Below are 22,491 nucleotides of genomic sequence, written 5' to 3'. Positions count from 1 at the left end.
CAACTGTGGCATAGCAGAGAAGGAGCTGAAAGAAAAGGATCGTGATAAACTCTGATGAGTGATGGCTCCTTTGCTTTCGACTCCTTTTTTGTTCTCCCCCATCTAATCGTTATCATATCGGGAATGAAGCTCAAGCTCCTCAATACAGATAGAAAGAACAGGAAAAGTATTGACAAGACTGCGCCTCAGCGTTCCAGACGCGGGCGCAATCTCCTCGTATTTCTGGCTTTTGTACTGCTCTCGGCCATCTTCTGGTTGCTACAGAGCCTGCAACAGGTGTACACCTCCACATACTCCATCCCCGTAGTTTATTCTGAGCTACCTCCTGAAATCGGAGCCACAGGTAAGCTCCCCGACCGTCTGGATGTGGTGCTCAAGGACAAAGGCATGAATCTTCTGGCCTACAGCATAGATGGTTTCTCTCCGGTCACAGTGACTGCCACAGAGCAAGAGATCCGTAGGAAGAAGGACATGAGCATGCGCAAAAAAGAGCTTACGGAACTTATCCAGAAGCAACTTCTAAGCACTACAACCATTCTATCCATCAGCCCGGAAGAGATACAAGTGACATTTTATCCTCGCAAGAAGAAGACTGTTCCCATCATCTTGAACGGTACAGTCACACCGAAGAATGGCTTTTATGCTTTCGACCCCGAGTTATCGCCCGAAGTTGTCACTGTATATGGTAGTGAAGAAGTTTTGTCCGGCATCACCTCAGTAGAGACAGAAGCGTTCTCTCTCGATAGATTGGACAGTGATTTCTCAGGGGAAATGGCCATCAATCCGATAGAGAAAGTTCTCATCCGACCGACCAGTGTAAAGATGAAAATCCGCGTAGAGCAACTCACGGAACAAACTTTCGAGTTGCCGATCATCACAAAAAATGTACCCGAAGGCTACCTCCTACGCCCCCTCCCAGGCAAAGTGTCCATTCAACTCACAATGCCGACCTCTCACTACAAAGAGATATCTGAGGCCGATCTGCAAGTCGCAGTCTTCCATCCGTCCACACCCGACTCGCTCAAAAGTGACATCTCCCTTCCCGTCCAACTGATCATGAAGCCCGAATGGCTCAAGCTCTATAAAATCTCTCCTGCTCACGTACAGTTCATAATCGAACGCGTCCAACTCAACCAACCATGATTACGCTCGGTATTACCGGTGGAATAGGAAGCGGGAAATCAATAGTAAGCCACGTGTTGCAAACGCTCGGCATTCCGGTTTATGATTCGGATAGTAGAGCTAAGTGGCTCAATGACCACAGCCCCATTATCAGAAAAGGCCTCACAGATCTTATCGGCAGCGAGGTCTACGATGGAGAATGCCTCAGACGCGATAGATTGGCTGCTGCCATCTTTGCCTCCCACAATCTGCTACTGCAGGTAAACGCCATCATCCATCCCGAAGTAAAGAATGACTTTCTACGTTGGCGCGCCTCCTGCCCGTCCGATCTTTCTGGTCTGGAGAGTGCCATCCTCCACAGCTCAGGCTTCCACACACTATGCGACAGTATCATCCGCATTGATGCACCCGAAAAGATCCGCATAGAGCGAGCCACCGCTCGCGACGGAGCTTCTGCCGAAGCCATTAGGAAACGCATCCAAAGTCAAAGGGCCGAAGAAACAGCTCCGGCAGACTATATCATCATGAATGCGCCCCCCCATCTCATCATCCCACAAGTCATACAGATCATCTCATCAGTCCGACAAAAGGCACAAAAGTCCTGTCTAAGGGACTAAAATGCTTACTTTTGGGGTCAAAATACGAACAACATTACAAAAACACTAATAGAATCCTATGTTGCAACCCATCCTCTCCATATCCGGCAAATCCGGATTGTTTCGTCTTATTTCGCGTGGCAAGAACACCCTTATCGTCGAGGCCATCGGCACCGGACGTCGTATTCCGACCTACTCTTCAGACCGCATCGTTTCACTCAGCGATATATCCATCTATACAATTGAGGACGACAAGCCTTTGTCCGAGGTTATGGAAACAATATACAGCCGGCACGAAGGGAAACAACTCGATGTTGCCACGTTAGGCAAAGACAATGACTCATTGCGAGCTTTCTTTGCCGAAGTGCTGCCGGAGTATGACGTGGACAGAGTGTATCCGAGCGACATCCGCAAGATCATCTCGTGGTACAACATATTAGTTGACAACGGTTTCACCACTTTCCTCTCCGAAGAAGAACCAGCTGAAGCCGAAGAAAAGGAGAATGAATAACACAAAGAAAAACATCTAATAACCCCCTGTGCTATGTACAAAGGAATGAAAGAGTATCTGGAAGCCGAACTCAAGAGTATCGAAGCTGCCGGGCTGTACAAGAAAGAACGAATCATCATCACGCCTCAGCGTGCCGACATTCGAGTAAATGAAGGACAAGAAGTATTGAACTTTTGTGCCAACAACTACCTCGGGCTGTCCGACCATCCCCGTTTGGTTCAGGCTGCCAAGGATGCCATGGACGAGCGCGGATTCGGCATGAGTTCTGTACGTTTTATCTGCGGTACGCAGGACATCCACAAGCAATTGGAGAAAGCCATTGCCGACTATTTCCACACTGAAGATACGATCCTCTACGCTGCTTGTTTCGATGCCAACGGTGGCGTATTCGAACCGCTGTTCGGCGAAGAAGATGCTATCATCAGTGATGCACTCAACCACGCGTCTATCATTGATGGCGTACGTCTGTGTAAGGCTAAACGCTACCGCTACGAAAATGCCGATATGGCTGACCTCGAGCGTGTACTGCAGGAAGCTCAGGCTCAACGTCACCGCATCATCGTAACAGATGGTGTATTCTCTATGGACGGCAACGTGGCTCCGATGGATAAGATCTGCGATCTCGCAGAGAAATACGATGCCATGGTCATGGTGGACGAGTGCCACTCTGCCGGCGTAGTAGGTGCTACGGGACGCGGTGTAGCTGAGCAATTCAATTGCTACGGACGCATCGACATCCACACCGGAACGCTCGGTAAAGCTTTTGGTGGCGCCATCGGCGGCTTTACGACCGGCCCGAAGGAAGTTATCGCCATGCTGCGTCAACGTTCACGCCCCTATCTCTTCAGTAATTCCATCCCGCCCAGCGTCGTAGGAGCAGGACTCGAAGTATTCAAGATGCTCGAAGAAAGCAACGACCTCCACACCAAGCTGATGGAAAATGTAACCTACTTCCGCGACAAAATGTTGGCAGCCGGATTTGACATCAAGCCTACACAGAGTGCTATCTGCGCCGTGATGCTGTACGATGCCAAGCTGTCTCAAGACTATGCTGCACGTCTCTTGGCTGAAGGCATTTATGTTACCGGATTCTACTACCCCGTTGTGCCCAAAGGACAGGCTCGTATCCGCGTACAATTGTCCGCCGGCCACGAACGCGCACATCTTGACAAGGCCATCAATGCCTTCATCAAGGTTGGTCGCGAACTGGGTGTCATAAAATAAAGACCTTCGTTCCGCAAGACTAATAATCCCAAGGGGCTGCACCACAAGGATCAATCCTCGGTGTGCAGCCCCTTATTCTTTTCCCAACCACATCACCAAACATTCCCTCATGAACGCTCATAGTCGCTTCGATGTACAGTTCGTATCCCTCGGACCGGGGCACCCCGATCTGATAACGCTCGCAGCACTCAAGGCTCTCTTACAGTGCGACCACATCTATTATCCCGTCACCGTGTCGCCATCCGGCAAGAAGACTTCCAGAGCCGAAGAGATCATTCTGGCGCACGACATAGACACAACCAAGCTCCGTCCCTATACACTGCCCATGAACAAAGACAGAAGTGAGGCAATGCGTGCATACGAAGACGTGGCCACACAGTGCTTGGCTGACTATAGAGAGGGCCTTTCCGTCGTCGTAGCTGCCGAGGGCGATGCAGGATTCTACTCCTCCACGCACTGTATTTCCGATGCACTTCTCTGCAAGGGATGCCCTTTTCGATACATCCCCGGTGTGCCGGCCTTTATTGCAGGCGGTGCACATGCCGGACTGAGCATAACCCGACTGGACGAAGAACTACAGATAATACCCGGAAACGCCACCACTGAGAAGCTGGGCGATGCCTTGACAGAGGGCAGAAAAGTTCTGATCATGAAGTTGTCGCGCTGCGAGAAGGTCGTCAAAGACTTCTTGGAGATGAACAAAGATGTAGCTGCTGTTTACTTCGAGAACGTAGGCACACCCGACGAATTTATCTCTACCGGCATAGAAGACCTCCTCCCTCGCCCCTTCCCCTACTTCTCTATGATGTGGTTGTGGTCCAAGTAGCAGATTCCGTTATGGAGGGAAAGCGGCTCCGGCACCGATAGCTACCTGTCCTCCGCATAGGTCTGCGAACAGGAGAGAAATGAGCAGAACGGGATATTTCTTCTTCATGTCATGCTATCAATCGGCCAGTTCTATCACTTGCAAATCTCTGATATCCCGACCATCTATGACAAAGCGCATGAGCGTACGCACGGCATGGAATCCATACTTGCCGGCAGCCCCCGGGTTGAGGTGGAGTATATCGAGCTTTTTGTCGTGCATAGCTTTGAGTATGTGGCTGTGCCCACAGACGAAGAGTTGTGGCGGACGGAACATTAAGAGTTTGTACACACGAGGATCGTATCTTCCCGGGTAACCACCTATATGCGTCATGAGCACTTCCACATCTTCTACGCGGAAGCGCAACATCTCGGGATACTGCAGGCGAATATCTTGCCCGTCGATATTGCCATATACGGCACGCACGGGGGCTATCTCGGACAGATAGTCCGTGACGGCAGCAGTACCCACATCGCCCGCATGCCAGATCTCATCACAATCGGCGAAGTGTAGCCTATAGCGTTCGTCCACACAGCCATGCGTATCGGACAGTAAACCTATTCTCTTCATTCCTTGCAGTGCGTCTTCGAGGGGATCATTCTTCGTACTGGGTCGGGTCTGCTATGCCCGCCTCGCGCATGGCTTCCTTACGCTCCACACAGGTGCCGCACACGCCGCAGTGAATCTCTCCACCTTTGTAACAACTCCACGTCTCGGCATAGTCTATACCGAGAGCTACTCCTATCCGCGCGATATCTGTTTTGGTAATGGATGTATAGGGAGCCTCCGTCAAGACAGCGTTGGTGGTACCCTCGCGGATCGCTTCGGCCATGGGACGGATAAAGGCAGCACGACAGTCGGGGTAGATGGCGTGGTCGCCGAAGTGATTGGCGATATACATACGCTTCAGCCCTCTACTCTCGGCCAATCCTGCCGCCACAGCCAGCATGATGCCGTTGCGGAAAGGCACCACCGTACTCTTCATATTCTCCTCATCATATCTCCCTTCGGGAATACTACCGCCGCTGAGCAAGAGATCGCTGTGGAAGTGCTCTCCCATGAAACCCAAGGGTATGACCAGATGCTCCACACCCAAACGCTCTGCGTGAAGACGAGCAAAGGCCAGTTCGCGAGCGTTGTGCTTGGAGCCATAGTCGAAGCTCAAGGCCAATGCGATGGAGTCGCGTTTGTCATACATGAGCGTGACGCTGTCCATCCCGCCCGAAACGACTATCAAGCTATCTTTTTTTGCCTGCATACTATCGTGAAATGCTTTGTATCGAATGAAAAATGAGGAAGTCTCAAAACCGTCACTAAGCGAAATCAAGCCATCGGCGACAAAGGCTTGAGAGGTGTCCCCGTTGAATCAAAGATAGTCGTATTCGCCCAATAAGTCCGAAAAGAATCGCCGGCAAAGCAAAAAGAAAACAAGAAAATGACATCTTCCCTCCTCTTCTCCACACAAACGGCCGCCGAATAGTAACCAAAAGCATAATGACGCGAAAAAATGACAGATTATAGTGCAAAAAAATGTGGCGCCAAAATTTTCTTGAAATGGCGCCATTTCGAAAAGATTTATGCGCCAAATTGAAAAATTTTTGGCGCGTAAATCTCAGGAATTTGGCGCATGTTTCTGCCATTATCTGGCACGACAAATTGCATCCTATGCTCCGTTCAATCCTGTTTTTGAGGGCTATTTTAGTATTGACCGACTGAAAGCAGCCCAAAAAGCCTCAAGCCGAAAGCATACATATCCCAAAGTTCGTATCTTTGTATGAGGTTGCCACCTGTGAAGTGCTTTGATCATAAGGTATTCGGCAGGACGAAGCAGAGCAAAAAATACAATGACAACAGACAGTGTAGTTATTATCCCCACCTACAACGAACGGGAGAACGTAGCCAAGATGATCGAAATGGTCTTCTCTCTTCCCAAGGCATATGACATCCTGATCGTTGATGACGGTTCGCCCGATGGCACAGCCGTCATCGTCAAGGAAAAGCAAACTCTCTACCCCGACAGGCTCCACCTCATCGAGCGCAAAGGGAAGTTGGGTTTGGGCACGGCCTATATAGCCGGATTCAAGTGGAGCGTCGCGCATGGATATGACTATATATTCGAGATGGACTGCGACTTCAGCCATCCCGTGGACAAGTTGATGGATCTCTACAAAGCATGCGCCGAAGGGAATGCCGATGTAGCCATCGGCTCGCGTTATGTAGTCGGAGGCGATGTGAAGGACTGGCCCAAGAGTCGCGTGTGGATGAGTTATTATGCTTCGGCCTATGTGCGTTTTGTAACGTTGATGAATGTGCGCGACACAACCGCCGGCTTCGTATGCTACCGCCGTGAGGTGCTCGAAGCTATCGACTTGGATGCTGTCCACTTCAAGGGCTATGCCTTCCAGATCGAAATGAAGTACACGGCTCATTGTCTCGGTTTCAAGCTCAAAGAAATACCCATCACCTTTGTCAATCGCGTACTGGGTACATCCAAGATGAATACCTCTATATTCGGCGAGGCATTCACAGGGGTCATCAAGCTGCGCTACTGGCACTTATTCAAGGGGTTCCCAAAAAGAAAACGATAACGTGTAAGAGATGAAAACTCTTCTTCGCAATGCTCTTATCACCAATGAAGGGAGGACTTTTCGTGGCTCTATTGTGATAGAAGGGGCCATTATCTCCCATGTCATCGAAGGCGCACTGCCTGCCGATGCGAGGATGGAGGCAGACGAAGTCATCGACTGCTCAGGACTGAGGCTGCTGCCGGGCTGCATCGACGATCAGGTACACTTCCGCGAACCAGGCCTCACCCACAAAGCCAACATAGCATCTGAGAGCCGTTCGGCTATAGCGGGTGGAGTCACCTCCTTCATGGACATGCCCAACACCAATCCGCCCACCACTACCCGGGAGCGGCTACTGGAGAAAAGACAGATAGCAGCCGATACGGCGTGGGGCAACTATGGCTTCTTCTTCGGAGGGACGAACGACAATATCGCAGAGATCAAACGTATAGACCGCACGCTCGTACCCGGACTGAAGCTCTTCCTCGGCTCATCGACGGGCAATATGCTCGTGGACAACCAAGAGACGCTGGAGCGGATATTCGGCGAGTGCGACTTGCTTATCGCCACGCACTGCGAGAAGGAAGAAATCATCTGTGCCAACAAACGACACTACCAAGCACAGCATGGCAACGACATGGACGTGCACTTCCACCCACTCATCCGAAGCGAAGAGGCTTGTTACCGCTCCTCTGCCGAAGCGGTGGAGCTGGCCGAACGAATGAATGCCCGTCTGCACATCCTACACCTCTCCACAGCCAAAGAATTGGGACTCTTCCGCAATGATATCCCCACAGAACAGAAACATATTACCTCGGAGGTATGCGTGCACCATCTTTGGTTCACAGACGCAGACTATGACCGCTTCGGCAATAGAATCAAGTGGAACCCCGCCATCAAGAAAATGACGGATCGTGATGCCCTACGTGCCGGCGTGCGCGACGGACGCATCGACATCATCGCTACCGATCATGCACCCCATCTCCTCAGAGAGAAGGAAGGCAGCTGCCTGCATGCCGCATCCGGCGGTCCTCTCCTGCAGCATTCTCTCCTTGCACTCTTCGAACTGATGCAGCAAGGAGTATTCACTGTAGAAGAAATTGTGAACAAGACTGCCCACCTGCCCGCAACCCTCTTTGCCATACACAAGAGGGGTTATATCCGCAAAGGGTACTATGCCGACGTGGTGCTGGTGGATCCTTCCAAACCTCTCACAGTGAGCGCGGACAACATCCTCAGCCACTGCGGTTGGTCTCCCTTTGAGGGATTTACTTTCGGACACAGCATAGCCTATACTTTCGTGAATGGTTGCAAAGCCTATGCCGACGGCAAACTCGCTGAGCAACGCCCCACAGTACAACCCCTACTATTCAACTCTTAACCTCCTTATGTTACTCAATCTCCTTCTTCTCATCGTAGGTCTGGCACTGGTGGTCCTCGGTGCCAACTGGCTGACAGATGGTGCAGCCTCCATCGCCAAGCGTTTCAACGTCTCCAATCTGGTCATCGGATTGACGATCGTCGCCTTCGGCACTTCCGCTCCTGAGCTGACAGTGAGCCTGACCTCAGCCTTGAATGGCAATGCAGACATCGCTATCGGTAATGTGGTCGGCAGCAATATCTTCAACATTCTGGTCATCCTCGGAATCACTGCCATGATATGTCCCTTAGCTGTTTCACGCAGCACAGTACGCGTAGAGATCCCGCTTACCATTCTGGCATCTCTGGTACTGCTCTTTCTCGGGGCAGATCAACTCTTCGATGGAGAAGCCAATAAGTTGAGCACAGGCGATGGCCTCACATTACTAGCCTTCTTCCTCATCTTTCTCTTCTATACATTCTCCATTGCCAAGAGCGATCCCCAAGCCGAAGTGGGTACTGAAGTAAAGGTAAAGAAGAGCTATATATCCATTCTCATGATCATTGTCGGACTGGCCGCTCTGGTCGGGGGTGGACGACTATTCGTGGATGCCAGTGTATCGCTGGCTCGTCTCCTTGGCATGAGCGAATCAGTTATCGGCCTGACACTCGTAGCTGCCGGAACTTCTCTGCCCGAATTGGCTACTTCTTTGGTGGCAGCCCTGAAGAAACAGAGCGACATTGCCATCGGCAATGTAGTTGGCAGCAATATTTTCAACATCTTTTTTATCCTCGGTGTCAGTGCCACTATCACTCCCATACGGACCTTGGGCATTACTATTCTGGACTATGCAGTCATGATCGGTGCAGCTGTCCTGTTATTCTTCTTCAGTCGTTACTACGGACGACTCACCCTCAAGAGATGGGAGGGCGTGCTGCTGCTCCTCCTCTTCGTAGGCTATACCGCCTATCTCTTACAGCAATGATCGGATAATAATCCGCATTTGTACGTCAAACGATGGAAGGAGAAAAGTCAAAAAATCCGCTCGAAGGCATTTCGGGAGAGGTCCTCAAGCACGTCCACCAGCTAAACGAACCGGTTCCCATCGAGCTACAAGCTCAGTACTTTCGTCTCTCGGCTGAAATGCGCAAACGCGGCATACAGCTAAGCGATAAGGAGGTGGAAGAAGCCGAACTCTTTTTGTTCGATCCGCTGCTATCAGACGACATCAAAAAAATGACGCTGCTACGCCTGGCCATTACCGGCAATATCACAGTCTTTCGGATTATCGAACGATACCTCGAATCAGCTCCTGAGTCAATACGACCGTGGGCACTGATGGCTCAGTTAGAAGCCCGCATCGGAATTCTCAACGACTTGATAGATGAGAAGCAAGTGGTGATAACCAGCGGTCTGGGAGGACATGACGGAAAAATGCGCTTCATGGCTTTCCTCCATACGGACAAGTTGCAGAATTTCGAACGGTATCAAGAGGAACTCCTTGAGAAGGAACTCCTCTATCGCATAGGCAAAGCCGAGGGAGAAATAGAGCGGCTGGAAATGCACAACAACTATCTGCTGCTGACATTCTTGGTCCCGATCAATTACGAACTGAGGCACTTCTTCACTTCCATCATCACCGAATGCAATCAGTACGGCAACTTCCTTGCCACCACATTCATTATCACCAACACGCAGCTACTCACCCCGCAAGCTGCTGATGCAGCTCTCAAGAAGTATGCAGAAGAAAACAGCCTTCCTACAACTTATTAAATATGGTATTGTGGGCGTATCCAACACGCTCATCTCCATGATAGTGATCTATCTCCTTCTCAAGGTAGCAGGGATGAAAGACGGCCCCGCCAATTTCATCGGATACATCGCCGGACTGATCAATAGTTTCATCTGGAATCGCAAGTGGACGTTCCGGAGTCAGACGTCTTGGTTCAAGACTTTTGTTCCATTCATCATCATGTTTGTCGTATGCTACGCTCTCCAATATGGACTACTCATGTGGCTGAATACGCACTCCACGTCCTACGACAACTACTATAACCATCTGATCGGGATGGTATTCTTCACCATTATCAATTTTTTTGCCAATAAATACGTCACCTTTGGCAAAGGTCGATAACAAAAAGCTTTGGTCAATAAAGAAAACTACTTATCTTTGCAGCGCAATAAAGCAACGGGGTATTAGCTCATCTGGCTAGAGCGCGACACTGGCAGTGTCGAGGTGAGCGGTTCGAGTCCGCTATACTCCACCAAAAGAAAAGGTACAAATCGGCAGCAATGCGGTTTGTACCTTTTCTTTTTCCGCACAATGCTCCTCCCCTTGATATCCGCCACGAAAAAGAAAAGAGGGCATGCCAAAATTTCATTTGACACACCCTCTTGGGTTATTCTTTGATAGGATGACGAGGCTTACTTGCCGTAACGCTCTTTGAGGATACGGATCATGTCGGCTGACATCGTCTGGAGATTGTACTCAGGCTTCCAATCCCATTCGTTGCGTGCACAAGAATCATCCAATGAGTTCGGCCATGATTCGGCAATACCCTGACGAAGAGGATCAACCTCGTAATTCATAACGAAATCGGGAATCAATGCCTTCACAGCAGCTGCTATCTGTGAGGGTTCGAAGCTCATGGAAGCAATGTTGAATGAGTTGCGATGAACCAAACGAGTCGGATCGGCTTCCATCAGCTCGACACAAGCACGAAGAGCATCGGGCATATACATCATATCCATATACGTACCTTCCTTGATGGGGCAAGTGAAGCGACCTTCCTTCACAGCTGCATAATAGATATCCACAGCATAGTCCGTCGTACCACCGCCCGGAAGCGTCACATTGGAGATCAATCCGGGGAAACGAACCGAACGAGTGTCAACGCCGAAACGCTTGTGGTAGTAATCGCCCAAAAGTTCGCCACTCACTTTCGTCACACCATACATCGTCTTAGGACGCTGGATGGTATCCTGCGGTGTTTTGTCTTTGGGTGTTTCATTGCCAAAAGCGCCAATAGAACTGGGCGTAAATACGGCACAGTTCTTCTCGCGAGCAACCTCCAATGTATTGAACAGACCACCGAGACCGATGTGCCATGCAAGCTGAGGTTTGGCTTCGGCTACGGCGCTGAGCAATGCGGCCAGATTGTAAATCGTATCAACGTGATACTTGTCCACCACCTCGGCAATCTGCTTGGCATTGGTGATGTCCACTACTTCTGCAGGACCGCTCTCAAGGAGTTCTCCCTTAGGCTCAGCTCCAGGTATATAACCCGCTACTACGTTGCCCTGAGGGTAACGCTTTCTCAATTCCATAGTCAGCTCCGAACCAATCTGTCCGGTGGAGCCGATAATAAGAATGTTCTTCATTTATACTACCTCCGTATTACTCTTTATTAGGATTCTGTAAATACGCTGCAAAAGTATAGATTATTCTCGTATATATAGGTTCTACAAGCATGAAGTATACACAGCAAAACAGGAAGCCACGAAGTACAAAAAAAGAGACCAGATACATCCCTACAATTAGGGTTGCATCCGGTCTCCGACTTAGTTGATAGTTTCTTCTTAGAAACGCATGGTCATTCCCATATAGCCGGTACGAGGCTGCGTAGGTCCGTACATGTATCCACTGTCACGGCCTGCGCCACGATCGAAATCTTTTTGGAAAGAGTTGAAGATATTGTTCATACCCACATACACTTCGATCTCTGTAGCCTTAAAAACATGAATATCGTAACCGACTTTGAATCCCAGATCAAAGAATGCAGGGGTCTTTTTCAGTTCGTCAATACGAGGAGCTGTACCAGTTTCGTCCACTATCGCAGGATTGTTCTGCAAAATATCCAACTCAGCCGAATGCACACCGTACTCGATGGCATGGGGTACATACATACGTCCCGTATAAGTTCCCGTAAGGGCAATATTCCATGAGTGAGAAGGATTGTATGCAAGGGTGAAGTAGCCGTAAACACTCGGTGTGCGAGTGATCTTTGTATCTGTCATGGACTCGTTTTTATATTCCAACAAGCCGGCATCATTTGCTTCCATAACGAAAGCTCCGGAAGCATCCTTCACTGTGTTCAGACCCCATTCCTGCGCTTCATCATACTCATTGCTTGCAAGGGTAAGACCGGCTTGGAGCTGGAAAGATTTGTATGCGAGCTTACCTTCGAGATTCAGACCAAAGACCTTGGCTCCGCTTCCATTCACTCGCGTATAACGCTTGATACCATCATGCTGATCGGGCTGCTCTTCGTTGGTAAAAACATCGTTCAAGCGCGTATAGAAGCCTTCTACGAGCAAATTAGCTTGCACATTACCAAAACGGTGGTACAAATCGGCACTCAGACTGAATGCATGAGAAATCTCCGGCTTAAGATTCGGATCGTTGAATACCTTCTGAGCTTCGCCTCCGACTACTCCCACATGGAGGTCCTCGTCAAAGACCTGAGGCGCACGGAATCCTTTGGCATAGGTAGCACGTAGGTTGATGTCACGAGTGGGATTGTAACGGAGTGTTGCACGAGGGCTTAGGATCATATCCTTCACTTCTGTGTGCTTATCAAGACGAGCACCGAGGAGGAAACTCCAGCGATCGTTCTTCCACTCGTTCTGCCCGAAGAGACTATAGTTATTGATATTCTGGTCCAACTCGGGATAGAGCGGAATCACCTGTCCGTTAGCATCGTGGATAGGATTGCCATTTTCATCCATGGCAATCTGCCATGCAAGAAGGGGCATCACATCGTTGAGTTCATCACGTGTGTATTCAGCACCGAAGAGCAACTGAGAAGGCATGAAAAGGAAGTGATCCAGATCATAACTATACTGAAGACCGGCCATATAAGTACGTCCCTTGGTCACACCATAGTTATTACCATACGCTTCTTGAGGAATGGGATAGCCTAACGAGCCTCCTACATGGCCGTTGACATCTATCTCGCCTATTCCGCCGTAATAGCTCTCACGGTTTACAATCTGGCCGGAAGTATAGGCTTGGAAGTGATGCTTATAGTTATTGGAGTAAAGGTCATACTTGAGGTTACCGCTATATACGCTATGGTCCGTTTGTTCTGCAACACCAACTACATGAGGAGGCAGGTCAATGCGATCACCTCCACGACGGAATTCACTAAGGGTATGGAACTCTCCTGTGAGCTTGCTGTAATCGGTCAAACGTAGATAGGCATGCGTGCCGAGAGAGCGGGCATTGATCTTACCCAACTCTGAATAGGAGTCACCATCTGCATCCCAAGGACTGCGATAGCGTGCCTGACCGAATACCATGGCACCGGCACGATTGTCATCGCTGACGATGGAGGCGTTGAAGTTGGCATTGTTGTCAATCTTGCTGAAATCCGTAAAGCTCATGGACTCATTAAAGGTGAAAGAATTGCGCGTAGGCTCTTTCGTGATGATATTGACCACACCGGCAATGGCCGAAGAACCGTAGAGCGCAGATCCTCCTCCACGAACAACCTCCACACGCTCAATCATATTGGCCGGTATCTGCTCCAAGCCATAGACACCTGCTAACGCACTCATAATGGGACGACTGTCAATCAAGATCTGCGCATAACGACCATCCAGTCCATTGATACGAACTTGATTGAAACCGCAGTTCTGACAGTTGTTCTCCACACGCACACCGGGTTGAAAGACTAAACCTTGTGCAAGATTGGAAGCATTGACCTGTGCAAATACCTTGTCACTCAACACATTCACGAGCGTAGGAGCAAGGCGGCGGAGTGTCAACTCTCGATTGGCAGAGATAACGACATCGTCCAATTTAATGGCGTCCTCTTCTGCTTCAAAATTGACTTCGATTGTTTTATCCTTTTGTACCAATACTACGCGTTCTTGGCTCTTGTAGCCCATTCCACGCATGACCAAGGTGATTTCACCCGGGCGCAGATTACGAAGAAAATAGTGGCCGGTAACATCGGTAGAGGTCCCAAATGTGGTACCCTTGATAGCAATAGTGATTCCGATAAGGTGTTCACCTGTTTTGCTGTCCTTTACATGTCCTACGATGTTAGCATCGGAAGGATACTTAAATTCAACTGTGGACGTTGCGTCCAGCCCGCAAAACGCAATGAGCGTAAGCATGGCAAAAAAGAATTGTCTTCTGATCATGTTTTTATAATGTTAAAAGGGAGTTATTCCCCCAAGAGAATCAATCTCCGATCTATAAGGAAGCAGGCCCATATATATATCCTTCCTTTGGAATGAAAGAGAGGCGATACTCCATATCTCTCGCCTCTCTTAACCATAATGTGTCTGCCTTATTACTGCTTTGCAGGTTTCACACCCAAAAGTTCCATCTCGAACACAAGTGTTGAGAACGGTTCGATAGTATAGTTACCACCTTCACCATAAGCCAGTTCTTGAGGGATCACGAAGTGAACCTTCTGTCCAACCTTCATTTGCTGGAGCATTTCTGTCCATCCCTTGATAACTCCGTTTACAGGGAACTCAATACCGGTCTCGTTCTTGTCAAATTCCTTACCATCGATCAATGTACCTACATATCGAACACGTACTGTATCAGTAAGAGCAGGAGTAGCGCCAGTACCTTCCTGAAGAGTCTTGTATGCTACACCACTTGCAGTAAGCTGCACACCTTCTTCTTTCTTGAAGTTGTCCAGATATGTTTTACCTGCTTCGATGTTCTTGCCGAATTGCTTCATGTTTTCTTCACGTTGCTTTTTTGTCTGATAGCGTTGCATGAATGCCTGTGCATCGGCCGTATTCATCGATATTGAAGTAGAATCCTTAAGCATTGAAGCTCGCAAAACAGCATAGAATTTGTCTACATTAATAGAGTCCTTGGCTATCTGACGAGCAAAGTTAGATGCAGTGATCGCTCCGGCAAAGTATGAGAAGCGTGTCGTATCCATACCGTCTTTGAGACCTTCCAAGAATGCTATAGAATCAATTGGTTGGCCTTGCAGACGCGACATCTCAAGCATATTGGCAAATTCCTGTCCATAGAGGACTCCCATGGCAACAGCCAGACTATCCTTCTCGCTTGCAGCTGAGGTATCGGCGGTTTTCTTACAGCTAATTGATCCGAATATCAAAAGGATCGAACCAATGATTGCAATTGTTTTTTTCATCTTGTGATTACGTGATTATTTGATTATTATTTCTTTTTTGGTTGCTGAGCCTGTGCAGGCTTGTTCCCTGTAGATTTATTGTTGAGTGACTTTACGATCGTCGGTTTTTCTACATAAGGCATAATCTCAAGCAATTCTACTTCGAAGAAGAGAGTCGAATTGGGTTTGAGTAATTCTCCCATACTGCGATCGCCATAAGCCAGTTCTGCAGGAATAACCATCTCAAACTTGGCACCCTTCTGCATTAGACACACCCCTTCTGTCCAACCGGGAATAACTTGTAAGAGATTGAATCTGGCAGGTTCATTGCGAGAATAAGAGCTGTCAAATTCTTTGCCTTCGATATTCTTGCCGACATAATGAACAAGAACCGTATCCTGTACCGTAGGATGCGGACCTTCACCTGCCTTAAGGACACGATAGAGCAGACCACTCTCAGTCTGCTTCACCCCCTGTTGCTTCTTGTACTCTTCTTGATATGCCTTGCCCGCAGCCAATGTCTCATTTTTCATTTTGGTCTGAACCTCCTGAAAATATTTTCTAATCATTTCGTTGGCTACTTCTGGAGTTACTGCGGTTGGTTTTCCACTCAATACCTCATCAAAAGCACGGACGATCAATGCTCTGTCCAATGAATCTCCAGGAACCTTTTCTGTATAGTTCAAGTAATTGACAGCTCCGCTTATACCGTATGCATAAGCAATTGAATCCGCAAACGTAGTTATAGGTTTTACCGTCGAAGCGATGGCTTGCTGCTCACTCTCTTTCTTGGGTGGTTTCTTTGCAAATGCAGACAAGTTTGTAGCTAAAAGAGCTACACTGGCAAGAATCAATACTCTCTTCATAATAATTTCTCTTTAGATTATTTGTTGATACCTAATAGTTCGATAATGAATATGAGCGTACTACCCGGCTGAATATGTTCGCCTGCTCCGCGGTCTCCATATGCCAAGTCGCTCGGGATCGTCACCTTCCACTTTGAACCCACAGGCATAAGTTGAAGAATCTCTGTCCAACCTGGAATTACTCCTCGAAGAGGGAAGCTAGCCGGTTCTCCACGATCCATCGAGCTGTCAAAAACAACTCCATTGATAAGTGTTCCATGGTAATGGCAAGTAACAGTGTCTGCCAAAGTAGGCTTTGCTCCGTCTCCCATCTGCAGGACTTCGTACTGCAAGCCGCTCGGGAGAGTGGTCACTCCCTCTTTGAGAGCATTGATCTTGAGGAACTCTTCGCCGGCTTCTTTATTTAGCTTGACTGCTTTTTGCTGAAGATCCGTGAAGTACTCGTTGATCACTTGCTTGGCTTCGTCGTACGATAACTTTGGCTCACGTATTTCCAATACGTCACGCAATCCCTGCATAAAATCATCCGTGTTGACAGCGTCGATACCAGAAGATTTGAAGTTATTTCCAATGCTCAGGCCCAAAGCATAGCTTACCTTATCCATATGACTATTATTGTGATTGTAATACGCGCGCAAAAATATGAAAATTAGTTCAATTACTCATCCCCAAACATATGGCACTTAGGCCAATACACTTGTAATGAGAGCTGTACGCCATCAACCAAATAACAGAAATACCGAAAACAGGCAATAGTGTCCTAAACGTTTTTGGGTAAAGAAGAAAAGGGAAGGTTTGCAGTAGAAGAAAAAGACAGCTTATGAGAGTTGCAACAAACCACCCTTTTCATGACAAACATGATTTTTTTGTGTTAATCCGGAGGGGTAACAAAGCAAAGGACAAATGTGTCCTTTATAAAGGATAGATTTGTCCTTGGCTGAGGACAGAAGTGTCCTTAACTAAGGACAAAACTGTTTGTCTACATAATCGGGCACACATATCGCCAAAGTCACGAGTGATTAGAATATCTGCATCAAGTCTGTCAAAGAAGAAATAACATGAGCCGGGGCCCCCTTACCATCATCGGGGCATTCCCTCCTATTGGGATTATACCAGATTGATGTGAGTCCGGCATTGGCTGCCCCTATGATATCTGCATCCCAACTGTCCCCTATCATCACACTCTCGGCCTTTCGAGCTTTAGCCTTGATCAGAGCAAAGTCGAATATCTCCTTATTAGGCTTATTGATACCGGCATCCTCTGACAAGATCATTCGGTCGAAATATGGAGCCAAGCCACTGTTCATAAGCTTGGCATACTGCACCTCTCGAAAGCCATTGCTCAAGATATAGAGTTTATAGTAGCGATGCAGATATTGAACAGTTTCCAAAGCATATGGGCAGAGTTGAGTCTTCGACCCCGTAATGGAAAGAAACTCTGTATTCCACACAGCGACTTGATCTTCTGACAATTCAAGTCGTCCGGCAAAAGGTCTGCGGAAGCGTAAGAGCGTGAGAGTTGGTTTATCAATCTGGCCATGACGATATTCATGCCACAGAGCCTCATTATGTGGCCAATAGATGTCGAAGAAAGCTTCAAAGGAATCGAAGTACTCACACCACCGATGACTGTGATACATCTCCTCAAGACTACTCCTATTATTAGAATAGGTGTCCCACAACGTATCATCAAGATCGATAAAAAGGTGTTTGATCATAGCTATACATAAAGAAAGAGGCTGTGTCGTAAACAAATTACGGCGCAGCCTCTTTATGAAAATCAGATGATTAACAAAATCCGATTAGTTTGTCTGAACAACAAGTAACTTAGAGTTCTTCCAGAAGGTCTGAGGATCCTTGATACGGAGCGTCAGCATCTTATCTTGACCGCGTTCCAACTCATATGATGATGCAGGGTGATTGGTCAGCAAGGTTGCCTTCTTCGCCATCAGAGGAATTACTCTTAGGTTGCGGAGGTCGGCCTTCGTGAAGTAACTATCATTATAACCTTCGGTCAAAACCTGACCACGGCGGATGATATTCATCTCCTTGAGGTCGCCACTTGTACCGATACAATAGCGAATCGTGTTGAGTTCGCGATCTTGATGAGCATTCCTTTCAGCCAAAGCAGCATTCTCACGTGCACTACTTTCGAGCTGAGCTCCTTGCGAAACGACAGTAGAGTCAAGAATACCGATGGCGATGTTCTTACGCTCTAATTCTCCACGCAACTGATCAATCTCCTGTGTCTTTGCTTCGAGTTGTTGACGCAGTTGTGTCAAAGTTTTCATCAGACGGCTATTTTCACGGCCACTTTTCTTGAGTTTTTCTGTCAGATCGTCAATACTCTTACGATTGGCTTGAAGTTTCTCGTTGATGAGTCTCATATTGTCATTGATGCGCTCCCGTTGGCTGGCACGAATGTCGCCGCTCAGAGGGTTGAGGTTGATCATACCTTCCATGGCAGAAATCTCCTGGAAGTTTGTGAGCACACCACTGATGATAGAGTCCATCTCAGCCAATTCTGACTCATGTTGGCTGTTTACAGCTGCGATAGAGTCATATTGCATCTTCAGCTCTTTGTAGGCACTGGAATTCTTTCCACATGATGCCAGGGCAAGAGTTAGCGCTGTGGCAATAAACAATTTCTTCTTCATGTTCGTAATACTTTTATTAGCGTGATACTTCGTTCTCTTTATTTATTATCTCTTCATTTTTCCCTTTCGATACTGCCCCACCCACGACAAGAACAAATTCCCCTCTCGGAGTTTGAATCTCGAAGTGTGCTAACAGTTCGGATAGAGAACCACGAATCACCTCTTCATGGAGCTTGCTGAGCTCGCGACAAGCTGCAGCCGGACGGTCAGCACCGAAACTCTCCACAAATTGGGACAGAGTCTTGAGTACCCGATAGGGCGACTCATAGAATATCATTGTCCGAGGTTCTTCCGCCAACTCCTTCAGACGGGTCTGGCGGCCTTTCTTCACTGGAAGAAATCCCTCAAAGACGAACCTATCAGCAGGAAGCCCGCTGGCAACCAATGCCGGAATTAATGCCGTAGGACCGGGAAGGCACTCGACCTCCACTCCTATCTCGGCACAAGCTCTCACCAAGAGGAAGCCCGGATCACTGATGCCGGGTGTACCTGCATCGGATATCAAAGCTATCCGCTCGCCATTGGAAATACGTCCTGCGAGCGCTTTGGCCGTTTGGTGTTCATTAAACTTATGGTGGCTTTGAAGCGGGCAATGAATATCGTAATGATGGAGCAATACACTACTGGTACGTGTGTCCTCAGCCAAAATCAAGTCGGCATCGCGCAACACTTTGAGCGCACGCAGCGTAATATCCTCCAAATTGCCGATGGGAGTCGGCACGATAGTCAGTCGTCCTTCCATAAGAATAAGAACCTAATTCTATCCTCGTCTCCGGAAGAAATCCGACACGACTTCTGCAAAGTCATTTACAGTCGGGTCATCTTCCTTCCACCGCATCCGCTGATGCAGGTAAGTCGTCGCATCTACCACTGATGGCAATGCATTCAGCTCCATTGATACTTCACGGATAAGCATATCGTTATCCTGAAAGAGCTCACGTCTGAAACGGAAATAATCGAGCGTTGAGACCTGTTTTCTCAGATCGAACCTGACTGTAGCTGCAGTCTCCGCCTCTTTCGTTTCTTCTTTCTGCTCGGACACTATTGTCGTAGGAGTGATAAGCTTCGCCTCGCTCATCGGTTCTGCCAATGCCAAACGGAAGAGTACGCCACTGAGTCGGCTTAGCCTGTCGTATATATCAACCACCTCGTTGCGGGTCAATCCTGACAGCTTCTGCCTATCTCCCATGAGCTGCTCCAAGTGCGATAACACCTCTATTATATCAGCATCCCGAGCTGTATTCATCAGTCCGATTCTTGAACTCAATACTTATTTGTACGGCACAAACTTACGGAAAAAATAATGAGATGGCCGTATTTTGCCACAAATATGCACAGAAAAGCATCGTTCTGTTCGTCTTTAGACAACAATTACGGAGCGAATCCAAGGCGAAAACACCCCTCCCTATGCACCTCTATACATATCAATAACGGAGAAAGGCTGCCATTTCATACGAAGGCAGCCCTTACATATATTATATTGTATGCTTAGTAGTGTTTCTGTCTCTATGACAGGGACTCTCTAATTGTGCATGACCAGTAGTGGCGTACCGGCATGGAAGAGCATTCTTCGAGCCATACTAGGATTAAAGAATCGTGCAAAGAAGTTCCTTCTATATGTATTCACCACAATCATATCCACCTTCTCTTGCCGGATAAACTTCTCCAAAGCAAGGGAAAAATCACCTTCGTCCAGCATACTCACTGCGATTTTTGCCTTGGGATAGTGATGTGCATGATACTCTTTCATCGCCGCAAGCTGCACTTGGTTCCATTCGGGCGTTCCAGCCGAGATATTAAATATACTATAAGAAGGATTGTTCTTCTCCAGCAATTTCATCATAGAATCGAAGAGTACCAAATCTCTTTGGTCAAAACTCGTAGCCACAGCCACGTGCTTAGCTTGATTCAAATCGTTGAATGGCACTTCTTCTGGAATCACAAGCACCGGCACCTTGCTTGAGTCGATAACTTCCGCAGCCACGCTTCCGATCAAGTCCGAGTCCTTACGCGACTTACCTCTTGTCCCCATGACGATGAGTACCGGCCTGTGCCTCTTGCAATAGCTGAGGATAACGTCTTCGGGAGCACCGTCCATAAGAACAGACGTGAAAGAGACTTCGGGAAGCTCTTCGCGAGTTATCATTTCGCGCAGATCTTTCTTTAACTTATTCATCAACCGCTGCACTCGCTGGTATTCCTTGCGCAGGCTCACCTCGTTGCCCAACTGGAATACGGCAGTGTCGCCTACTGTAATAGGAGTAGAGAAGAAAGGACTGATGTAAACGTGCATCAAGACCACACGCAGTCCACGACGCTCGGCAAAATTGAAACCCAGCTGACAGATTTTCATCGTGTATTCGCTGAAATCAACAGGGATGAGGACATAATCATCGGGCTCCTTTGCTCTCTTACCCACCTTCTCCTCTTGGTCCCACTTGCTGTCTTCTATGATGGCAAGGGCGCGAGGCAGATCGGTCTCTTTGATCCTCACTCGCACACCTGCAGAGATGATGGGTTGGATCTGATTGACGTTATGGAGAGAAGCCTCTATACCCTCCGTTTCGAGGAGAGACTTTAGGACCTGTGCTTTCTCAAAAGAATGGATAGCCAGGGTTACTAATTTTTCTTCTTTCATCACAATAGCATATTGATGGGGTTAGTATAGCTTGCTAAAAAGCCACCTCGGTCGCTTCATGTCGCGAACCAAAGGTGGCTTCTGATTTTATTCTTGGAAAAAAGCTGCCTGCTAAGGCTATGCATTCGCTTCGTCAAGCATTGACAAAGCTTTTTCTAAGATAGTTGTGTCGTCCAACTCAACAATACCGCCTTCCGGTCCTGCCTCGATGTGTACACCACAGCTTCGACCTTCTCTAAAATTGGCACCGCCGAAATAGTTGCGTACGGTTTCTACTCGCAGCCCCAACTCATCAGCGATGCGTTGCATAGCGCCGTCGGGTAAACTGTCTTTGATTCGTCTCAGTTCATTGAATGTGATTGTCTTTGTCATGGGAGCAATACGTCTTTTTGTGGGTTCAACAATCAGTTTGTTATCGTGCCTCTAACTTAGGCATATTATTCGACAACACCAAATATAAATGAAGAATAATTTTCTTCTTCCACGGCAAAATGAAGTATCTAAACGACCAAGACAAACTGTAAATCGACTGATATACAAAGCATTATATCGAACGAATAGATAGCAATTTTACTTCACGCCGTACTGCAAGATTCTTAGTATTTCTTTTACTTTCTCCACCTGATTGCCTTGGATGATAATCTCCCCGTCCTTGGCGGCTCCTCCCACACCACAACGCTGCTTGAGCAGGCGGGACAGCTCGGTCAGGTCTTCGGCAGCGCCTACGTATCCACTTACGAGTGTCACCTCCTTACCTCGACGTTGTTTCTTGTCCAAAGAGACGCGCAGGCGTTGCTTCTCCGGCGGTAGAGTCACTGCCTCGTCTTCATCATTCTCATGCTCATATTGGAAGTTGGGATCGGTGCTGTACATAACGCCCAGCCGACTTTTCCAGTCACTCATAGTTCTATTCTTTAATATAGGACAAAAGCTGTCGGAGAGATACTCGACCTCCACGACAGCTTCTGACACA

General features: G+C 48.1%; 25 protein-coding genes and 1 tRNA gene. 12 read left to right on the top strand and 14 right to left on the bottom strand.

Annotation, left to right across the window (positions count from 1 at the left end; all coding sequences use genetic code 11):
• Positions 1-123: 123 nt before the first annotated feature.
• From C7382_RS07850 to C7382_RS07830, 5 genes are all read left to right on the top strand, one after another.
• Positions 124-1,143: a CdaR family protein gene (locus tag C7382_RS07850; RefSeq protein WP_116679757.1), complete on the top strand. Its 1,020-nt coding sequence runs from the start codon at positions 124-126 to the stop codon at positions 1,141-1,143.
• Positions 1,140-1,739, top strand: coding sequence for a dephospho-CoA kinase (gene coaE, locus C7382_RS07845; RefSeq protein WP_116679740.1), 600 nt, complete (start codon positions 1,140-1,142; stop codon positions 1,737-1,739). Before C7382_RS07850 ends, coaE begins: the two co-directional genes overlap by 4 nt.
• A gap of 58 nt (positions 1,740-1,797) precedes the next feature.
• The gene (locus C7382_RS07840; RefSeq protein WP_116679739.1) at positions 1,798-2,229 is read left to right on the top strand and encodes a DUF5606 family protein; all 432 of its coding nucleotides are present in this window, start codon (positions 1,798-1,800) and stop codon (positions 2,227-2,229) included.
• 33 nt (positions 2,230-2,262) lie between these two features.
• Positions 2,263-3,453: a glycine C-acetyltransferase gene (kbl, locus tag C7382_RS07835; protein WP_116679738.1), complete on the top strand. Its 1,191-nt coding sequence runs from the start codon at positions 2,263-2,265 to the stop codon at positions 3,451-3,453.
• 109 nt (positions 3,454-3,562) lie between these two features.
• Positions 3,563-4,279 (top strand): precorrin-2 C(20)-methyltransferase, encoded by a 717-nt coding sequence (locus C7382_RS07830; protein ID WP_116679737.1) that lies wholly within the window; start codon positions 3,563-3,565, stop codon positions 4,277-4,279.
• Between the two features lie 117 nt (positions 4,280-4,396).
• Here the strand turns inward: C7382_RS07830 and C7382_RS07825 are convergent, their stop codons facing one another.
• Both C7382_RS07825 and C7382_RS07820 read right to left on the bottom strand, forming a co-directional pair.
• On the bottom strand, positions 4,397-4,888 hold the full coding sequence (locus tag C7382_RS07825) for a metallophosphoesterase family protein (protein ID WP_116679736.1): 492 nt from the start codon (positions 4,886-4,888) through the stop codon (positions 4,397-4,399).
• Positions 4,889-4,913: 25 nt separating this feature from the next.
• On the bottom strand, positions 4,914-5,576 hold the full coding sequence (locus tag C7382_RS07820) for a 7-cyano-7-deazaguanine synthase (RefSeq protein ID WP_116679735.1): 663 nt from the start codon (positions 5,574-5,576) through the stop codon (positions 4,914-4,916).
• Between the two features lie 319 nt (positions 5,577-5,895).
• On the opposite strand from C7382_RS07820, the gene C7382_RS10010 reads away from it, so the two are divergent.
• From C7382_RS10010 to C7382_RS07790, 7 genes are all read left to right on the top strand, one after another.
• Positions 5,896-6,096, top strand: a complete 201-nt coding sequence (locus C7382_RS10010; RefSeq protein ID WP_133241542.1) for a hypothetical protein — start codon at positions 5,896-5,898, stop codon at positions 6,094-6,096.
• A 66-nt stretch (positions 6,097-6,162) separates the two neighbouring features.
• On the top strand, positions 6,163-6,906 hold the full coding sequence (locus tag C7382_RS07815) for a polyprenol monophosphomannose synthase (protein WP_116679734.1): 744 nt from the start codon (positions 6,163-6,165) through the stop codon (positions 6,904-6,906).
• A gap of 10 nt (positions 6,907-6,916) precedes the next feature.
• Positions 6,917-8,266 carry a dihydroorotase gene (locus tag C7382_RS07810; RefSeq protein ID WP_116679733.1) on the top strand — a complete coding sequence of 450 codons (1,350 nt, stop codon included), beginning with the start codon at positions 6,917-6,919 and terminating at the stop codon, positions 8,264-8,266.
• Between the two features lie 7 nt (positions 8,267-8,273).
• Positions 8,274-9,230 carry a calcium/sodium antiporter gene (locus C7382_RS07805; protein WP_116679732.1) on the top strand — a complete coding sequence of 319 codons (957 nt, stop codon included), beginning with the start codon at positions 8,274-8,276 and terminating at the stop codon, positions 9,228-9,230.
• A 32-nt stretch (positions 9,231-9,262) separates the two neighbouring features.
• Positions 9,263-10,018, top strand: a complete 756-nt coding sequence (locus C7382_RS07800) for a hypothetical protein (protein WP_116679731.1) — start codon at positions 9,263-9,265, stop codon at positions 10,016-10,018.
• Positions 9,984-10,379: a GtrA family protein gene (locus C7382_RS07795; protein ID WP_116679730.1), complete on the top strand. Its 396-nt coding sequence runs from the start codon at positions 9,984-9,986 to the stop codon at positions 10,377-10,379. Before C7382_RS07800 ends, C7382_RS07795 begins: the two co-directional genes overlap by 35 nt.
• Positions 10,380-10,435: 56 nt before the next feature.
• Positions 10,436-10,512: transfer RNA gene (locus tag C7382_RS07790), tRNA-Ala, on the top strand.
• 157 nt (positions 10,513-10,669) lie between these two features.
• Here the strand turns inward: C7382_RS07790 and C7382_RS07785 are convergent.
• From C7382_RS07785 to C7382_RS07730, 12 genes are all read right to left on the bottom strand, one after another.
• Positions 10,670-11,626: an NAD-dependent epimerase/dehydratase family protein gene (locus tag C7382_RS07785; RefSeq protein WP_116679729.1), complete on the bottom strand. Its 957-nt coding sequence runs from the start codon at positions 11,624-11,626 to the stop codon at positions 10,670-10,672.
• Between the two features lie 198 nt (positions 11,627-11,824).
• On the bottom strand, positions 11,825-14,395 hold the full coding sequence (locus tag C7382_RS07780) for a TonB-dependent receptor (protein WP_116679728.1): 2,571 nt from the start codon (positions 14,393-14,395) through the stop codon (positions 11,825-11,827).
• A gap of 152 nt (positions 14,396-14,547) precedes the next feature.
• Complete coding sequence (locus tag C7382_RS07775; protein ID WP_116679727.1) at positions 14,548-15,378, bottom strand: FKBP-type peptidyl-prolyl cis-trans isomerase; 831 nt, start codon at positions 15,376-15,378, stop codon at positions 14,548-14,550.
• Between the two features lie 26 nt (positions 15,379-15,404).
• Entirely contained in the window at positions 15,405-16,223 is an 819-nt protein-coding gene (locus C7382_RS07770; RefSeq protein ID WP_116679726.1) for an FKBP-type peptidyl-prolyl cis-trans isomerase, read from the bottom strand.
• Positions 16,224-16,240: 17 nt separating this feature from the next.
• Positions 16,241-16,828 carry an FKBP-type peptidyl-prolyl cis-trans isomerase gene (locus C7382_RS07765; RefSeq protein ID WP_116679725.1) on the bottom strand — a complete coding sequence of 196 codons (588 nt, stop codon included), beginning with the start codon at positions 16,826-16,828 and terminating at the stop codon, positions 16,241-16,243.
• Between the two features lie 414 nt (positions 16,829-17,242).
• Positions 17,243-17,941 (bottom strand): YjjG family noncanonical pyrimidine nucleotidase, encoded by a 699-nt coding sequence (locus tag C7382_RS07760; RefSeq protein ID WP_116679724.1) that lies wholly within the window; start codon positions 17,939-17,941, stop codon positions 17,243-17,245.
• A gap of 84 nt (positions 17,942-18,025) precedes the next feature.
• Positions 18,026-18,880, bottom strand: coding sequence for a Cbp1 family collagen-binding glycoprotein adhesin (locus C7382_RS07755; protein WP_116679723.1), 855 nt, complete (start codon positions 18,878-18,880; stop codon positions 18,026-18,028).
• 16 nt (positions 18,881-18,896) lie between these two features.
• On the bottom strand, positions 18,897-19,622 hold the full coding sequence (gene rsmI, locus C7382_RS07750) for a 16S rRNA (cytidine(1402)-2'-O)-methyltransferase (RefSeq protein ID WP_116679722.1): 726 nt from the start codon (positions 19,620-19,622) through the stop codon (positions 18,897-18,899).
• 18 nt (positions 19,623-19,640) lie between these two features.
• Positions 19,641-20,126, bottom strand: coding sequence for a hypothetical protein (locus tag C7382_RS07745; RefSeq protein ID WP_116679721.1), 486 nt, complete (start codon positions 20,124-20,126; stop codon positions 19,641-19,643).
• 276 nt (positions 20,127-20,402) lie between these two features.
• On the bottom strand, positions 20,403-21,518 hold the full coding sequence (locus C7382_RS07740; protein WP_116679720.1) for a universal stress protein: 1,116 nt from the start codon (positions 21,516-21,518) through the stop codon (positions 20,403-20,405).
• A 117-nt stretch (positions 21,519-21,635) separates the two neighbouring features.
• The gene (locus tag C7382_RS07735) at positions 21,636-21,890 is read right to left on the bottom strand and encodes a DNA-binding protein (RefSeq protein ID WP_116679719.1); all 255 of its coding nucleotides are present in this window, start codon (positions 21,888-21,890) and stop codon (positions 21,636-21,638) included.
• Positions 21,891-22,088: 198 nt separating this feature from the next.
• A complete protein-coding gene (locus C7382_RS07730; protein ID WP_116679718.1) occupies positions 22,089-22,421 on the bottom strand; it encodes a translation initiation factor in 333 nt (110 codons plus the stop codon).
• Between the last annotated feature and the right edge of the window lie 70 nt (positions 22,422-22,491).

It is taken from the genome of Porphyromonas loveana (assembly GCF_003096695.1).
Lineage (GTDB): Bacteria > Bacteroidota > Bacteroidia > Bacteroidales > Porphyromonadaceae > Porphyromonas > Porphyromonas loveana.
Note: the sequence above shows the minus strand (reverse complement) of the source record. Positions and strands in the feature narration are given on the sequence as shown.

What these genes read in the sequence shown, in the direction of transcription:
- C7382_RS07850 (WP_116679757.1), top strand. Translation starts at nt 124, where the DNA reads ATGAAGCTCAAGCTCCTCAATACAGATAGAAAGAACAGGAAAAGTATT.
- coaE (WP_116679740.1), top strand. Translation starts at nt 1,140, where the DNA reads ATGATTACGCTCGGTATTACCGGTGGAATAGGAAGCGGGAAATCAATA.
- C7382_RS07840 (WP_116679739.1), top strand. Translation starts at nt 1,798, where the DNA reads ATGTTGCAACCCATCCTCTCCATATCCGGCAAATCCGGATTGTTTCGT.
- kbl (WP_116679738.1), top strand. Translation starts at nt 2,263, where the DNA reads ATGTACAAAGGAATGAAAGAGTATCTGGAAGCCGAACTCAAGAGTATC.
- C7382_RS07830 (WP_116679737.1), top strand. Translation starts at nt 3,563, where the DNA reads ATGAACGCTCATAGTCGCTTCGATGTACAGTTCGTATCCCTCGGACCG.
- C7382_RS07825 (WP_116679736.1), bottom strand. Translation starts at nt 4,888, where the DNA reads ATGAAGAGAATAGGTTTACTGTCCGATACGCATGGCTGTGTGGACGAA.
- C7382_RS07820 (WP_116679735.1), bottom strand. Translation starts at nt 5,576, where the DNA reads ATGCAGGCAAAAAAAGATAGCTTGATAGTCGTTTCGGGCGGGATGGAC.
- C7382_RS10010 (WP_133241542.1), top strand. Translation starts at nt 5,896, where the DNA reads ATGCGCCAAATTGAAAAATTTTTGGCGCGTAAATCTCAGGAATTTGGC.
- C7382_RS07815 (WP_116679734.1), top strand. Translation starts at nt 6,163, where the DNA reads ATGACAACAGACAGTGTAGTTATTATCCCCACCTACAACGAACGGGAG.
- C7382_RS07810 (WP_116679733.1), top strand. Translation starts at nt 6,917, where the DNA reads ATGAAAACTCTTCTTCGCAATGCTCTTATCACCAATGAAGGGAGGACT.
- C7382_RS07805 (WP_116679732.1), top strand. Translation starts at nt 8,274, where the DNA reads ATGTTACTCAATCTCCTTCTTCTCATCGTAGGTCTGGCACTGGTGGTC.
- C7382_RS07800 (WP_116679731.1), top strand. Translation starts at nt 9,263, where the DNA reads ATGGAAGGAGAAAAGTCAAAAAATCCGCTCGAAGGCATTTCGGGAGAG.
- C7382_RS07795 (WP_116679730.1), top strand. Translation starts at nt 9,984, where the DNA reads ATGCAGAAGAAAACAGCCTTCCTACAACTTATTAAATATGGTATTGTG.
- C7382_RS07785 (WP_116679729.1), bottom strand. Translation starts at nt 11,626, where the DNA reads ATGAAGAACATTCTTATTATCGGCTCCACCGGACAGATTGGTTCGGAG.
- C7382_RS07780 (WP_116679728.1), bottom strand. Translation starts at nt 14,395, where the DNA reads ATGATCAGAAGACAATTCTTTTTTGCCATGCTTACGCTCATTGCGTTT.
- C7382_RS07775 (WP_116679727.1), bottom strand. Translation starts at nt 15,378, where the DNA reads ATGAAAAAAACAATTGCAATCATTGGTTCGATCCTTTTGATATTCGGA.
- C7382_RS07770 (WP_116679726.1), bottom strand. Translation starts at nt 16,223, where the DNA reads ATGAAGAGAGTATTGATTCTTGCCAGTGTAGCTCTTTTAGCTACAAAC.
- C7382_RS07765 (WP_116679725.1), bottom strand. Translation starts at nt 16,828, where the DNA reads ATGGATAAGGTAAGCTATGCTTTGGGCCTGAGCATTGGAAATAACTTC.
- C7382_RS07760 (WP_116679724.1), bottom strand. Translation starts at nt 17,941, where the DNA reads ATGATCAAACACCTTTTTATCGATCTTGATGATACGTTGTGGGACACC.
- C7382_RS07755 (WP_116679723.1), bottom strand. Translation starts at nt 18,880, where the DNA reads ATGAAGAAGAAATTGTTTATTGCCACAGCGCTAACTCTTGCCCTGGCA.
- rsmI (WP_116679722.1), bottom strand. Translation starts at nt 19,622, where the DNA reads ATGGAAGGACGACTGACTATCGTGCCGACTCCCATCGGCAATTTGGAG.
- C7382_RS07745 (WP_116679721.1), bottom strand. Translation starts at nt 20,126, where the DNA reads ATGAATACAGCTCGGGATGCTGATATAATAGAGGTGTTATCGCACTTG.
- C7382_RS07740 (WP_116679720.1), bottom strand. Translation starts at nt 21,518, where the DNA reads ATGAAAGAAGAAAAATTAGTAACCCTGGCTATCCATTCTTTTGAGAAA.
- C7382_RS07735 (WP_116679719.1), bottom strand. Translation starts at nt 21,890, where the DNA reads ATGACAAAGACAATCACATTCAATGAACTGAGACGAATCAAAGACAGT.
- C7382_RS07730 (WP_116679718.1), bottom strand. Translation starts at nt 22,421, where the DNA reads ATGAGTGACTGGAAAAGTCGGCTGGGCGTTATGTACAGCACCGATCCC.